Origin of the sequence: Alkanindiges illinoisensis (assembly GCF_004377485.1) — a bacterium.
GTDB classification, from domain to species: Bacteria; Pseudomonadota; Gammaproteobacteria; order Pseudomonadales; family Moraxellaceae; genus Alkanindiges; species Alkanindiges illinoisensis_A.
Window position 1 is genome coordinate 1 of the sequence record NZ_SNTY01000037.1, and the last position, 14703, is coordinate 14703.

The following is a 14703-nucleotide window of genomic DNA, read 5'->3' on the forward strand; positions in this document are numbered from 1 at the left end:
TTATAATCAGCGAAGAATTCAAAAGAGTTTGGATTTTAAAACGCCAAATCAAATAGCAGAGAACTTTTATCGGTTAGCTGCCTAGCATATCCCAAGTGAAAGTCTCCTGCTAATTCAGCACATATCACAATCATAATCGTTGCCAAACGATCTCTTTCAGAACTGATACTTCTAGTCGCCATAATTCCTGGAATGGCACAAGCAAAACTTGAAAGTAATGGAATAAATGAGCGCCCACTTAAACCTGCTTTAGACATTAATTTATCTAACAAAAAAGCAGCTCTAGGCAAGTAACCTGACTCTTCCAAAATTAAAATAAAGAAAAATAAGATAAGAATTTGAGGCATATAGGCAAGCACACTACCTGCACCTGCAATAACACCATCAACAATCAAACTTCTTAATAATGGATAGGAAATCAAAGATCCAACTGCACCACTTAGCCAAGCTATAGAGTCTTCAATAAGTGCTATGAATGGTTGCGCCCAAATGAAAACGGCTTGAAACATTACAAACATAGTGAGTGTCAGTATTAATAATCCAAAAATTGGATGTAAAAATATTTTATCTAAAAAAGCAGTTCGCTTATCACCATTGTCATTTTTTAGAATGACTTGTTTAGTAATATATTTGATTTGATCGAAATGACTTAGAGCAGAGTGATAAGGCGCAGTAAATGACTTCTTTTGATCCAATTGATCCAATAGACTCTGAATGCCTTTTGTTTTTACTGCGACAGACTCAACAATAGGAATGCCTAAAAGCTGAGATAACTTCGAAGTATCAATGGAAATCCCACGCTTTCTAACTTCATCCATCATATTCAAGACGAGTAACATTGGTCTATTTAAAGCCCTAACTTCCAATACAAGACTTAAATGAAGATGAAGATTCGTAGCATCGACCACGCATACAAAAATATCAGGAATAACTTCACCTTTGAGTTCACCGAAGCAAACAGCCCTTGTTACTTCTTCATCTAAACTGCTCGGTTTTAAACTATAAGTCCCGGGCAAATCTAAAACTCGAACTGCATCACCTGAAGGTAATTTAAAAAAACCTTCCTTGCGTTCAACAGTAACACCTGCATAGTTTGCAACTTTTTGGCGAGTACCAGTGAGAGTATTAAATAGTGAAGTTTTACCGCAATTGGGATTGCCAATAAGTGCAATATTTTTAGTGTTCATTTATGATCTCTACAAAAATTCGTTCAGCTTCATTTTTTCTTAGTGCAAAGCGTGATGTTTCGATTTGAACTAAGATCGGATCACCACCGAACAGACCTTTTTCAAGAACTTGTAGAGATTCACCAACCCTAAAACCCAATAACTCAAGCCGCTCAAGTACAGGATCTTTGTTATCGTTACATTGATTCCCCTTTTTGAGATCAATAATTTTTACAAACTGCTTTTGCTTCACTTGAAATAAGTTCACGATTAATCATCCTATTTCAATGCTAAAATTTTTCGAGCACCATTCAGTACGAAAAAGGAGACTATTATCCCGATAATCAAATCAGGGTAAGCAGAACCTGTCCATGCAACTAATACGCCAGCAATAATTACTCCCATATTCACAATGACGTCATTTGCTGAAAAAATCCAACTTGCTTTCATATGAGCACCACTATCTTTATGCCCAGAAATAAGATACAGACACGTCACATTTGCAATGAGTGCTAAGAAACCGATAATAATCATCAAATCTGATTCGGGTTCACTACCAAGTATAAATCGTCTGATTACATCAACAATAACGATTAGGGCTAGCAATAACTGAATCCATCCTGCAAAGTGAGCTGCTTTTATTTGATATTTTGCTGCCTTTCCAACCGCATAAAGTGCAATGCCATAAACAGCAGCGTCAGCGAACATATCGAGAGAATCTGCTATTAACCCTGTAGATGCTGCGATAATGCCACTTATAAATTCAATGAAAAAAAGCACAGCATTGATTGCGAGAAGAACTTTTAAAACTTTAGCTTGTTTTGTCGGATCAGAGCTGTCAGGTAATGTGCCCGTTGATTCAGTCGTACTTTCAAGCTTCGCACCGAAACCGAGAGCTTCAAGCTTTGATGTTATTTCTAAAAGACCATCTGTATGAAATACTTTTAATTTTCTATTTGGAAGATCAAAAACCAAGGCCTTTACTTCACCCAAAGGTGCTAAAGCCATTCGCACCATTTGTTCTTCAGCAGAACAATCCATTTTTGGAATAGTGTAATCACTAATGAAATTCCCGCTATTTGTATCCTTATTAGTATTCTCTAGTTGATCAATCATATCTGTACCACAACATGATTGGGTTTTTGTTGAACAAGACTGGTTAATACTACAAGTGTCTATTTCAATAGCACTTTTTGATTCATGATCCGTATTCTTACTGCAACAAGATTTATTCGTTTTTTCAATAGATTGATCTAATTTATTGCAAGATGCAGTTTCAGATTGATCAGATTCTAACTTAGTATCGTTGCAAGAATTTTCTTTATTACAGCTGCAACCACTCATAGATATGCCTATAGTCCTATTTTCACTTATTGCATATTAAAATCCCTATAGCTACTATAGAGTCAAGGTTTAATGACACCAAAGTTGAAGTGCTATGACTATTAAAATAGGTGAACTGGCTAAACGTACTGACTGTCCTGTAGTGACTATCCGCTTTTATGAAAATGAGGGATTATTGCCGCCACCGCAGCGGGGTGATAATAATTACCGGTTGTATGATGAAACGCTTGTTGAGCGTTTACAGTTTATCCGTCATTGTCGAGCATTAAATATGTCACTTGAGGATATTAAGAATCTTCTTAATTATAAGGACTGGCCTCAGCGAACCTGTGATCGAGTAAATGAGTTACTTGATCAGCATATTGAGCGGGTCGAGTCCTATATTCAAATCCAACTAAAACTAAAAGAACAACTTGTTTTTTTACGTGGTCAATGCTCAGGATCACGTACTACGGACACATGCGGTGTTTTACGTGAGTTATCGCAACTGATAACCAATCCTTAATTATTTAAAAGACTTGACTATATAGTAGCGTAAGGTATCTAATCACCAATGAAAACTCATTTATAGATTAATAAACAATGTTAGTAATAGTCTCTAGTTTCTACATTAAATGAATTGCATGCGAACGTTTCTAGCTTTTTTATTAATGATATTCCTTCCGCTACAGGCTTCCTGGAGTGCAGCAGCTGTATTCTGTTATCATGAAAATGAAAGCAAGACCACTTGGCATTGGGGGCATCATGCTCCGGAGCTGGATATAGCCTGTCAGGAAAAGGCATCTTTCAAATATAAAGACAATGACAAAGCATCGAAATCTCAACCGAATTTAGCCAGTCATAGTGATCATTTGAATATTAATCATCATGCGGTTGAGCAGCAGCCATTGTCCGAAACAATGCTTAGACAGTTTGCATATTCTATTCATTTTGCATCTAATTCAACGTTTTTTTATCAATCCCCTGTTCTGGAGCAACCTGAACCTCCTTTATGGTCTGTCTAAGTATCAATCCATCACTGGTAAGTAAATATATCATTTAACGATGCATTTGCTCACCGTTTTTCATGAATTGAGATATAGGCAGAGTTATGTTCTATTTTAATCTTTTTAAGCAGGCTAAATATGTCCTGTGTATCACCTCACTGACATTAATCAGCACTCCCCTCTGGGCTGAAAATGCACCAGCTGCAATCTTAACCACTCAGGCTCCCGCTGTAGGCTTACAGGAAAACCGGGCAGTTTTAACGCTGGATCAAGCCATTCAATTGGCGCAGCAATATCAGCCACTTCAGACCTTGTGGCAGAGCCGGCTAGAAATTGCTGAGGGCAATCTTAAGCAAAGTAGCTTATGGCAGAATCCTGAAATATCTTTTGAGCAAACTGGTTTTAAAAGTACCGTTGAACAAGAACGGAGCTTTGCTGTTTCACAAAAACTGGATTTGTTTGGTGTTCGTTCTGCTAAGAAAAAGCTGGCAACTATTACTTTAGATAGCGAGGCAACCAGACAATTGGCGTATCAGGCGCAGTTAAAACTGGCTGTTACTGCTGCATATTGGCGTGTTGCGCAGGCAGAGCGGCAATTGCAATTGATACAAGCACAGAGTCGCCTAAGTGAGGCTAGTGAGCAAGCTGCAAAACGTCGCCTAGAAGCCGGTCGCATCGCCGAAGTCGAGTATTCTCGCGTGCTCATTGCACATCAGCAAGTGTTGACTCAATTGGCTATGGCTCAAGCTGGTTTAAAAGAGGTGCGGTTTCAGTTAGCAAGATTATGGGGTAATACTCAGCCTGTTTTTATCAGTACTGCTGCACTCACGAGCAATAATATATGGCCTGAACTTGATGAAGCCGGATTAAATGTTTCCATACTACAGGATAGCCCACAGCAGCAATTATTGCAGCAACAGCAAAAACAGGCACAAGCTCGCCTTGTGTTGGCTAAAGCTCAGTCAAAACCACAACCCACTGTCAGTTTAGGCATTAACCAGACTCGCATACCCTCTATGCAAAATGATATGGACAATCGTTTAACCCTTGGTGTGTCTATGCCTATTCCGGTATTTAACCGCAATCAGGGCATAATACAAGCTACTCAAGCACTAAGCCATATCAGTATGGATCAGCAGCGTTATAACGTATCTTTGCGTGAGCAGCAAATTCAGGCTGGGCTAATTCGTTTGAATGCATTGTCGAGTCAGTATCAGCAGTTACAGCAGCATCAATTGCCACTGGCTAAATCTATTCAGCAAAAAACCTTAGAGGGCTTTGAGGTAGGCAAATTCTCGGTAACTGAGGTGCAGCAGGCTACCCGGGAGTATCAGACAATCCAGTTTAATCAACTGCAACTATTGAGTCAGGCATGGCAATTGTCCCTGCAAATGCAAGCTATCAGTCTTGGGCTATCAGGCGAATTTGATATGAACGATGCCAATTACATGGATAACAGCCAGCTTCAATTATGGCAGGACACACTTTCTATACCGCTTATGGGTACAGGGGAATAAGTATGAATACACCACACACCAATAGTAAAAAACAAATTTTTCTGATTCTGGCAATTATTGCTATCACTGCCGTGATTGCTATTTTCCTGATGTTCGCTGATAGTGCCGATAGTAAAAAAGAGGTGGAGACCGAAACAAAAACGGAAATTACTAAGGGGAAAGATAAGGAAGTAGGTCATGAGGGGCATGCTGAAGAGTCAGAACATGCGCATGAGGCTTCGGAGGATATTGAGTTAAGTAACGCTCAGATTGCCAGTCAGCAGATTAAAATTGAAGCTGCCGGTATAGGTAGTATTAACCGTAATGTCAGCATCCCTGGACGCTTATTGGTGAATGCCGACCAGCAAGCGCATATTTCCCCTAACTTTACTGGACGAGTAGAAGCGGTATATGTACAAACCGGGCAATACGTGAAAAAAGGTCAGCCTTTGGCAACCTTACTGGTACCTGAGTTGGTGGATTTGCAGGCTAATATTCGTATGATGCAATCGCAGCTAGAGTTGGCAAAAAGTAATTATCAGCGTGAGAAAAGTTTGTGGCAAAAAGGGATTTCTGCCAAGCAGGATTATTTGCTGGCTGAAAATCAGTTTAAGCAGGCACAAATTGAAGTGAGTGCTGCTAAGTCGCGGATTAATGCTTATGGCGCAGCCAGCCAGAGTGCCGGGCGTTTTGACCTCAAATCACCTATTAATGGTGTGATTAACAGTAAGGATGTGGTGGTCGGTGAAAATGTACAAACAGCTACCCAGTTATTTCTGATTGACCGTCTGGATCAATTATGGCTTGAGTTTGTGGTGCCTGCCCAAATTGCTGATCAAATCATGCAGCGCTTTAACCAGCAAGCTAGCGTGAGTTTTAGTACCTCTGCAAACCAGCAAGGCTTTAAAGCCAAATTGATGACCTTGACCCCAAGTGCCGACATCCAGACTGGCCGGCTAGTGGCTCGTGCATTGGTTGACAATAGCAACATGCGGCTACGTCCAAATATGCTGGTGAATGTTCAGGTGGCGCAACAGGCGGCAGATCAGGCCGCACAGGTATTGGTAAAACGCAGTGCCGTGCAGCAGGTGGAAGGCAAGGATGTGGTGTTTGTAGCCGAAAAGAATAAGGACGGTGCACACTTTGCGCCCCATCCGGTCACTGTAGGCGCTGAAAGCACTGATCGTCAGTGGATTGCCATAAGGGATGGCTTGAAGCACGGCGAAGCCTATGTGTCCGAAGGCAGCTTTATCCTGAAATCCGAACTGGAAAAGGGAGAGGCCGAGCATGGACACTAAGCATAATGACAGCAAGGACATACAGACGGTTGTACTGGATAAGCCCGAACAGCAACAGCAGGACAGTGTGGAAAACCAGATTAAAATAGAAGGCTGGTTTGACCGCATTATCCATACCGCTATCCAGTTGCGTGGCTGGGTCATGCTGCTGGTGCTGGGGCTGGTGATTATTGGTGTGATGAGCTACCAGAAGCTGCCGATTGATGCCGTACCGGACATTACCAACGTACAGGTACAAATTAACAGTGCTGCCCCCGGCTTTACCGCGCTGGAAGCCGAGCAGCGCATTACCTATCCGATTGAGCGGGTAATGGCGGGCATCCCCAAACTGGAGCTCACCCGTTCCATATCGCGCTATGGCTTGTCGCAAGTGACCATTATTTTTGAGGATGGTACAGATATTTACTGGGCACGGCAGATGATCAGCCAGCGTTTGCAGGAAGCCAAAAGCCAGATGCCGGAAGGTATTGAGCCCAGCATGTCGCCCATTTCCACGGGCTTGGGTGAAATTTACCTGTGGACCTTAAGTGCTGCGCCGGATGCCAAAAAAGCCGATGGCACGGCCTATACTCCGGCGGACTTGCGCGAGTTGCAGGACTGGGTGGTGCGTCCACAGTTACAGCGCGTACCCGGCGTGGCCGAGGTGAATAGCATTGGTGGTTTTGCCAAGCAGTATCTGGTACAGCCGGATATGAATGCCCTGCAAGGTTATGACCTGAGCATTGAAGATATCCGCATTGCCTTAAGCCTGAATAATGAAAACCGTGGTGCGGGGTTTATTGATTTAAACGGGCAGCAGCTGACCGTGCGGGTGCCCGGACAACTGGGTAGCCTGCTGGATATTGGCGCTGTGGTGGTAAGCCAGAAAAACGGCATTCCCATTAAGGTGTCTGATGTTGCCACGGTAAGCATTGGGCATGATTTGCGTACGGGTGCCGCCACCATGAATGGGCAGGAAACCGTGCTAGGTACTGCCATGATGATGATGGGTGCCAACAGCCGTGTGGTATCGCAGGCGGTAGATGAAAAAATTCAGGAGGTAAAGCGCAGCCTGCCGAAAGGTGTGGTGCTGGATACGGTATATAACCGTACCACACTGGTGGATAAAGCGATTGCGACTGTGCAGAAGAACCTGATTGAAGGGGCTATTTTAGTTATTGCAGTATTATTCCTGTTTTTAGGCAATATTCGCGCCGCCATTATTACCGCCTGTGTGATTCCGCTATCCATGCTGTTTACCTTAACCGGTATGGTGCAGCAACAAATCAGTGCCAACCTGATGAGTCTGGGGGCGCTGGATTTCGGCATCATTATTGATGGAGCGGTGGTGATTGTTGAAAACTGTATTCGCCGTCTGGCGGAAGAGCAGCACCGGCAGGGGCGTTTACTCACGCGGCAGGAGCGCTTTACCCAGGTATTTCTGGCCGCCAAACAGGCACGCCGTCCGCTGATTTTCGGCCAGCTGATTATTCTGGTGGTATACCTGCCGATTTTTGCCCTGACCGGGGTAGAAGCCAAGTTGTTCCACCCGATGGCGATGACCGTGGTGATTGCACTGATTGGCGCGATGATTTTGTCGGTGACCTTTGTGCCTGCCGCCGTTGCGCTGTTTATTACCGGCAAGGTGGAAGAAAAAGAAAACCGCATCATGCTGACCTTAAAGCGCTGGTATTTAAGCGCCTTAAATAGTGCCTATGCCTTTAAACAGGTGATGGTAGTGGCTGCGCTGGCCATCTTGCTGTTGACGGGTCTAATGGCCACCAAACTGGGCAGCGAGTTTGCCCCTACCCTAAGCGAAGGTGATTTTGCCCTGCAATCCATGCGCTCGCCCAGTACCTCGCTGGAAGAGTCCCTGCGTATGCAGGAACGCATGGAAGCCGCGCTGTTAAAGCAGTTCCCAGAAATTGAGCGTATTTTTGCGCGTACCGGTACAGCTGAGGTAGCCACCGATGTGATGCCGCCGAATATTTCCGATGGCTACATTATGTTGAAACCGAAAAGCGAGTGGCCAGACCAGAAGGAAACCCTGCCGGAGTTGCGTGAGCGCTTGCAGGAAGTGGTGGAGCATCAGGTGGGTGCGGTGAGTGAATTTTCCCAGCCGATCCAGCTGCGTTTTAACGAGCTGATTTCCGGCATCCGCAGCGATGTAGGCGTAAAAATTTTTGGTGATGACATGCAGGTGCTCAACCAGCAGGCCGAAATAATTGCCGCCAAACTGCGCCAGATTAATGGTGCGGCAGATGTAAAAGTGGAGCAGACCAGTGGCCTGCCCCTGCTGACTGTGGAGATTAAGCGGGATGCAGCGGCCTTGTATGGTTTAAGCAGCCAGCAGATTCAGGATACCGTGGCTGCGGCGATTGGTGGCACGGTGGCCGGGCAGATATTGCAGGGCGACCGCCGTTTTGACCTGGTGATTCGCCAGAGTGACCAGATGCGCAACCCGGAACAACTGGCACAGTTACCCATCCGCCTGAATACAGGGGGTGTGGTAGCCCTGTCGCAAGTGGCCGATGTGCGTATGGTGCTGGGTATTAACCAGATGAGCCGTGAAAATGGCAAGCGCCGTGTGGTAGTCACTACCAACGTGAATGGCCGTGACCTTGGTTCTTTTGTGTCCGACTTGCAGGCAACTGTGAGTGAGGTACAACTGCCAGCGGGGTACTGGGTGGATTACGGAGGTCAGTTTGAAAATCTGCAATCCGCCACCAAGCGTATGCAGATAGTGGTGCCGGTAGCCTTGTTACTGGTATTTGCCCTGTTGATTGCCGTATTTAACAACCTGCGCGACAGCGTACTGGTATTTAGTGGCGTGCCGTTTGCCTTAACTGGTGGCGTAGTGGCGCTATGGCTGCGCGATATTCCGTTTTCCATGTCGGCGGGGGTGGGTTTTATTGCCCTGTCCGGTGTGGCAGTGCTGAATGGTCTGGTGATGCTGAGCTTTATCCGTGAACTGCGCGACACTGGCTTAAGTGTGTATCAGGCCACCTGGCAGGGTGCTATTTTGCGCCTGCGCCCGGTACTGATGACGGCTTTTGTCGCCTCACTGGGCTTTGTGCCAATGGCGCTGGCCACCGGTACAGGGGCAGAGGTACAGCGCCCCCTGGCCACCGTGGTGATTGGCGGGATTATTTCTTCTACTTTGCTCACGCTGCTGTTCCTGCCGGTGGTATACCGCTGGCTAAACAGCCGTGCTGACAAGTTAAATGGTATGCAAGATAAGCCGGAAATGGATGTGTTGCAGATGGAAGGTCATTCAAGCGGTTAATCCAGTGGCATGGTCAGCATTGCCTGCTGACCATGCCGTGACTGCCTGCATGAATCTTTCTTCTTATATCCATTTATGGAGCAATTTCATGAAAATTAATATATTTTCACCCAATAACCGTACCCTGTTTTCGCGTGTACTGGGCTTTCTGTTGCTTGCATTGCTGGCGGTGTCCAGTGGGCGCTGGCACGAACAATCCTTACTGGTTGAGCATCTGTTATGGGTCAGTGGCTGGATTGCGGTGGGCATTGGTGCGCTGGGGCGCGTCTGGTGCAGTACTTATATTTCCGGCTTTAAAAATACCTTGCTGGTCACTGAAGGCCCATACTCTATCACGCGTAACCCGCTGTATCTGTTTAGCTTTATTGCCGGGCTGGGCGTCATGCTGCTCACGGAAACTTTCACATTTCCGCTGTTATTCAGCCTGCTTTATTTGTTGTATTACCGAAGGGTGATCTGGCAGGAGGAACGCTTTCTGCAACAGCACCACAGCGAACAGTTCCAGCATTATGTGCAGCAGGTGCCGCGCTTTTTTCCAAGGCTGGCTTTGTATCACGAGCCACCGAGCTATGTGGTATCGCCCCCGCATATCCGGCGCTTTCTGGGGCAGGTGATCTGGTTTTTCTGGATTGCTGCCATTATTCAGGTGCTGGAAGAATTGCGTTTACAAAACATTTTACCCACGTATTTCAGCTTTTATTAGCCTGTTTTTCCGGCAAGATAGGACGATGCCTGCCCGGCAGGTATCGTCAGCCATAAACAAAACCCTTTCACAGGAGAAAAAATATGAGTGGCAACCATAACCACAGCCACGTTCCAGCCGGGACAGGCCATAGCAAGCGTTTGTGGATGGCCCTGGGCTTAACAGCCTCTTTTCTGATTGTCGAAATTATTGGTGGCATTGTCACCAAAAGTCTGGCGCTGCTGTCTGATGCGGCGCACATGTTTACCGATGTGACCGCACTGGCCATTGCACTGGCGGCTATACAAATTGCCAAACGTCCAGCCGACCGCAAGCGCACCTTTGGCTATCACCGTTTTGAAATTCTGGCTGCGGCCTTTAATGCGCTGCTACTGTTTGCCGTGGCTTTTTATATTTTGTATGAGGCATGGGCACGCTTTCAAAGCCCGCCGGAAATCCAGTCCACTGGCATGCTGGTGATTGCCGCTTTTGGCTTGTTAATTAATGTAGTTGCTATGTTTTTACTAATGGGTGGTCAAAAAGACAGCCTAAATGTTAAGGGAGCTTATCTTGAAGTTTTGGCCGACGCACTAGGATCAATAGGAGTAATTATTGGTGCACTGGTTATCAAGTTTACTAGTTGGTTATGGGTAGATAGCGCCATTGCCGTTGCTATCGGCTTTTGGGTATTGCCGCGTACATGGATACTTTTGCGCGACAGTGTGAATATCTTACTCGAAGGTGTACCTGCTGATATTAATCTGGATTCTATTGAAGCAGATTTAAAGGCACTGGATAACGTCACAGGCGTCCATGATTTGCATGTGTGGTCAATCACCAGCGGTAAACATACTTTGACTGCCCACTTGGTAGTTACTACCACAGATTGGCAAAAAGTTCTGGATGCGGCACAATTAATGCTGGCAAAAAATTACCAATTAAATCATGTGACCATTCAGTGTGAAAATGCAATATGTGAGGTAGGTCATATTGATGCCCATCAATTTAAACAGACTTCAGAAACTCACGATGATGCTTAGATACGGGAAGTCAATGTTGGCCAAGTTGCTGGCATTTATGTTGAGCATGCACTCAATTATAAAATCATTGTCAAAATGAAAGGTATTGCGACCAATAAGCAAGCCCTGCATAAAACGGCAGATGTTCACGCTCCAGTACAGCCGCCGGAAATTAAGTTTATTACCGTGGGGAAACAACAGGGTAGCCGGGAAGGGGATGGTTCGGCATTGCAGGGTACTTTATATATTAAAGGTGCCTGTATCTATGCAAAGGCAGTGACCAATGAGCTGTATTTGATGCCAGTATGATTCCTGATGTGTATTGGGATGATCGTCAACAATCTTTGATTTCGTCCGAAAGAAAGTTGATTAAATCAGGTGATCGGATAATGCTGGGTGGTTCAACCTATACAGGGCCACAAGGACAGCTAAACTGGACAACAGCACCTGATAAAACGTGTGATCTGACCAATATCTGGATTGCTAATTCAATCAGTTAATCCAACACAAAGGGGCTTTCGTTAACGAAAGCCTTTTTATAAGCAAAGCAAGAAGTTGATAGATTTAATTACCAAAAAAATATTCTATTAAAACTATAAGCTTAGGCCATAAAATGTATAGAAAAGGGGTTAGGATAATTAGAAATAGCCCCCTTTGTATCTTACTTTCTTTCCAGCCATGTACCATGCCTATGACTAACACGCCAACTATGGCAAACAGAATAGATAAAGTAGTTAAGATGATATGACTTGGCTTGCCTAAACTTATATTTATTGGAAAGTCATCTACGGTTGGACTGGTTTGTATTAGTGGGAATAATTCAACGCCTTTCCAAATTGCAAAAAGGAAGAAAGCAATTAGAGAAAGGCTAAATAAAAATTTCTCAAAAAAACTTGCTGTACGACCTTTGGTCATTACAGAGACACCAAAGATTAAATATATTATTGCGCCGATTAATTGAAGTTCATTGATAGCGTCCATTGGATTAATTCCTAAGCTTTAATTGCTATAGTATTGTTTGAATCGGCCTGAATATCTGACAGCTTCTTTTCTTCAATTTCCTGTTGCTTGATCTTTTTGATATAACGCCAGATGGTTTGATAATGAACCTGATATTTCGCCGTTAATTCTTTTGGTGTTAAAACATCCTTATCATTTTTCAGCTCAGCGAGTTGAGCCTCGGTTAAAGCCGGTTTTCTACCTTTATATTTTCCTTTACGCTTGGCCAATGCAATCCCTTCACGCTGGGCTTCCCGGATTAAAGCCCGTTTGAATTCTGCCACAGCGCCCACCACATGAAACAGGAATTTATCCATAGGGTTGTCGCTATTTGCAGTGAAAGTGATATTTTCCTTATTAAATTTTACAGTGACCCCTTTGCCATTTAAGGTTTTAACTATATTGATCAGGTTTTCCAAGTCACGCGCCATGCGATCCATACTATGGACTAGTACCGTATCACCTTCGCGCACATACTCAATGAGTTCATCCAGTGCCGGTCTATTTTTCTTGGCTCCACTGATTTTGTCAGTAAAAACCTTATCCAGCTTAAAACCGGCCAGTTGCCGTTCCGTATTCTGGTCTACACTGGATACCCGGATATATCCCACTGTCTGGGTTTTAGCATTGTGATTGATGACTTCCTCAATATCGACGGTTTGATCATCCTGGGCGTGCTTGACCATAATTAATCTATTTCCTCAAAGTAATAGCCCTGAGCTTTATGGTGACCATCGAATTCGTTGTCATAGCCAAACTGCCACTGTAGATTCTTTTTTGAAAATGCCCGGTGAGGATTGGAGCTATTTTTTTCTATACAGGCTTTTGCGCCTGCGTTGTAGGTCAGATCAATAATATAGCTATGGCCGTCAATAATGATTTCTCGCGGGATAGGCTTTGACGCTTGTTTCTTTAAAATACGATAGGTGAGTTTTTCTAAATCACTGACCTTAATACCTAGATAATCAAAAATTTCTTGCCTGGCATTATATTCAAGATGAATGACGGATATGCAATCCATCAGGGTACGGGGCTGTAGCTCCTTTAGGAACTGTAGATTAAAAAGGCATTTACTTCCTTTATAAAAGTTGACGATGAAAAGCCCGGCTATGTAGGCCTCTCTGCTTTCTCCCTGGGCTAAATCGTATAACCGTTCTAATGCCGGTATGCCTGCATCATGTGAGGTTTTCTCATAAAGCTTTAGAAAGCTAGGGCTATTGTAATAAGCAGTCATCAGTAAATACCTTTAATCATCGTATCTTGTCCGGCATATCGCATTTTGCATCGTTCTCATCTATTTAAATTATGACAATGATCAGAATTTGGTGTTTAGCCCCAATATGGGTATTAATTGCACATAATATAACACCAAAACAGGGACTTCAAAGTTAATACATAACTAAATTAAAATACAACCCTATTGTTATATGTTTTTTAATGTTGCATTTTATAACAATAGGGTACACCCTATTGTTAGTATTTAAGGGTATGTTATAATTGTTGTCAAGAAAAATACAAACAGGTTAGACAGTGGATTTAGCAATTAATAAGTTGGCGCTTGGCGGCGATGAGGAAAAATTAAAAGTTCAAGCGGCAGTGATTGACTGGGCAAAGAAAGACGGCCAGAAAATCATTGACCAGTATAAACAGCATCCTAGTACCTTCGACGGTCGCTATATTTGCTCAGATATGTTTAAGGAAATGTTTCCTGAATTTTCCCAGTCACCGGCCACACGCAACAAGTTCAATAATGCAGTGCATAACACAGCGGCAACACTGGCCGCAGAGCATTTTAAGCAAACCATGCGTCAGACTGGAGCTGAAGGACAGGACACCGTTATTTTTCTGACCGGTTCACCGGGGGCAGGTAAAACGTCCAGTGTGGTCAGTAACATGCAGCTACCTGCAAACGTCAAGGCCGTATATGAGGGCCAGCTCGTCAATGCAACAGATAAAAGCACGCTCGACAAGTTTCAGCAGGCCATCAACAGCGGTGCAAAGATTGAAGTGATTGCTGTTCATGCACTGCCTGAGAATGCGTTAGAGAATACCTTTAAACGGTTTAATGATCCGAATGATGGACGGGGAGCCAGTATCGGGACAATGGCCAGGATTCAGGGTAATACGGCTGAAGGACTAGAAAAATTACATGATTTTTTTGGTGACAGGATTAATCTAAGGGTATTAGATGTTAGACAGCAAGGTAATGCAGTACCCTTAAAAGGTTGGCAACACTTAAATGTACTTAAATCAGAGGGTAACGAGCATGACATTAAGCAGCGACTTGAAAAACACTTACTCAAGCATTGGCAACAAGGAGCAATTACAAATGAATGCTTTGAACAAGCCGCCGGTGGAAAGGCAGAATTCCAAAGACTCACACGAGGAACAGATGGACAATCTGATGGACACAATGGCGGCCAACTTGAATCGCATGAGCCAGGACGA

The 14703-nt window shown here is 44.2% G+C and carries 14 protein-coding genes and 1 pseudogene; 9 read left to right on the forward strand and 6 right to left on the reverse strand.

Going from position 1 to position 14703, the window contains the following annotated elements:
• Positions 1 to 128: 128 nt before the first annotated feature.
• The 3 genes and pseudogenes from E2B99_RS09785 to E2B99_RS09795 form a co-directional block, all read right to left on the reverse strand.
• Positions 129 to 1187, reverse strand: a pseudogene (locus E2B99_RS09785) (FeoB small GTPase domain-containing protein); the annotation flags it as partial.
• A complete protein-coding gene (locus E2B99_RS09790; RefSeq protein ID WP_026471970.1) occupies positions 1177 to 1434 on the reverse strand; it encodes a FeoA family protein in 258 nt (85 codons plus the stop codon). The pseudogene E2B99_RS09785 and the gene E2B99_RS09790, both read right to left, overlap by 11 nt.
• Positions 1435 to 1445: 11 nt before the next feature.
• Positions 1446 to 2510 (reverse strand): cation transporter, encoded by a 1065-nt coding sequence (locus E2B99_RS09795; RefSeq protein ID WP_034280373.1) that lies wholly within the window; start codon positions 2508 to 2510, stop codon positions 1446 to 1448.
• A gap of 94 nt (positions 2511 to 2604) precedes the next feature.
• Here E2B99_RS09795 and cadR point away from each other — a divergent pair, with 94 nt between their 5' ends.
• From cadR to E2B99_RS09835, 8 genes are all read left to right on the forward strand, one after another.
• Positions 2605 to 3015, forward strand: a complete 411-nt coding sequence (gene cadR, locus E2B99_RS09800) for a Cd(II)/Pb(II)-responsive transcriptional regulator (protein WP_026471972.1) — start codon at positions 2605 to 2607, stop codon at positions 3013 to 3015.
• 118 nt (positions 3016 to 3133) lie between these two features.
• Positions 3134 to 3514, forward strand: a complete 381-nt coding sequence (locus E2B99_RS09805; RefSeq protein WP_134244798.1) for a hypothetical protein — start codon at positions 3134 to 3136, stop codon at positions 3512 to 3514.
• Positions 3515 to 3600: 86 nt separating this feature from the next.
• Entirely contained in the window at positions 3601 to 5013 is a 1413-nt protein-coding gene (locus E2B99_RS09810; RefSeq protein WP_134244799.1) for a TolC family protein, read from the forward strand.
• Between the two features lie 2 nt (positions 5014 to 5015).
• A complete protein-coding gene (locus tag E2B99_RS09815) occupies positions 5016 to 6290 on the forward strand; it encodes an efflux RND transporter periplasmic adaptor subunit (protein ID WP_134244800.1) in 1275 nt (424 codons plus the stop codon).
• Positions 6280 to 9555: an efflux RND transporter permease subunit gene (locus E2B99_RS09820; RefSeq protein WP_083698627.1), complete on the forward strand. Its 3276-nt coding sequence runs from the start codon at positions 6280 to 6282 to the stop codon at positions 9553 to 9555. The genes E2B99_RS09815 and E2B99_RS09820 overlap by 11 nt, the downstream gene beginning before the upstream one ends.
• Before the next feature lie 88 nt (positions 9556 to 9643).
• A complete protein-coding gene (locus E2B99_RS09825) occupies positions 9644 to 10258 on the forward strand; it encodes a methyltransferase family protein (RefSeq protein ID WP_134244801.1) in 615 nt (204 codons plus the stop codon).
• 83 nt (positions 10259 to 10341) lie between these two features.
• The gene (locus E2B99_RS09830; RefSeq protein ID WP_134244802.1) at positions 10342 to 11277 is read left to right on the forward strand and encodes a cation diffusion facilitator family transporter; all 936 of its coding nucleotides are present in this window, start codon (positions 10342 to 10344) and stop codon (positions 11275 to 11277) included.
• 75 nt (positions 11278 to 11352) lie between these two features.
• On the forward strand, positions 11353 to 11565 hold the full coding sequence (locus E2B99_RS09835; RefSeq protein WP_026471976.1) for a hypothetical protein: 213 nt from the start codon (positions 11353 to 11355) through the stop codon (positions 11563 to 11565).
• Between the two features lie 255 nt (positions 11566 to 11820).
• On the opposite strand, the gene E2B99_RS09840 is transcribed toward E2B99_RS09835, so the two are convergent.
• From E2B99_RS09840 to E2B99_RS09850, 3 genes are read right to left on the reverse strand one after another with little or no spacing between them, the layout of a single operon-like run.
• Positions 11821 to 12237, reverse strand: coding sequence for a hypothetical protein (locus E2B99_RS09840; RefSeq protein ID WP_026471978.1), 417 nt, complete (start codon positions 12235 to 12237; stop codon positions 11821 to 11823).
• Between the two features lie 11 nt (positions 12238 to 12248).
• Entirely contained in the window at positions 12249 to 12941 is a 693-nt protein-coding gene (locus tag E2B99_RS09845) for a recombinase family protein (protein WP_134244803.1), read from the reverse strand.
• A gap of 2 nt (positions 12942 to 12943) precedes the next feature.
• Positions 12944 to 13489 (reverse strand): DUF7673 family protein, encoded by a 546-nt coding sequence (locus E2B99_RS09850; protein WP_026471979.1) that lies wholly within the window; start codon positions 13487 to 13489, stop codon positions 12944 to 12946.
• A 296-nt stretch (positions 13490 to 13785) separates the two neighbouring features.
• Between E2B99_RS09850 and E2B99_RS09855 the strand changes: the two genes are divergently transcribed.
• Positions 13786 to 14703 (forward strand): hypothetical protein (locus tag E2B99_RS09855; RefSeq protein ID WP_134244804.1); only part of this gene is annotated, 918 nt, incomplete at its 3' end.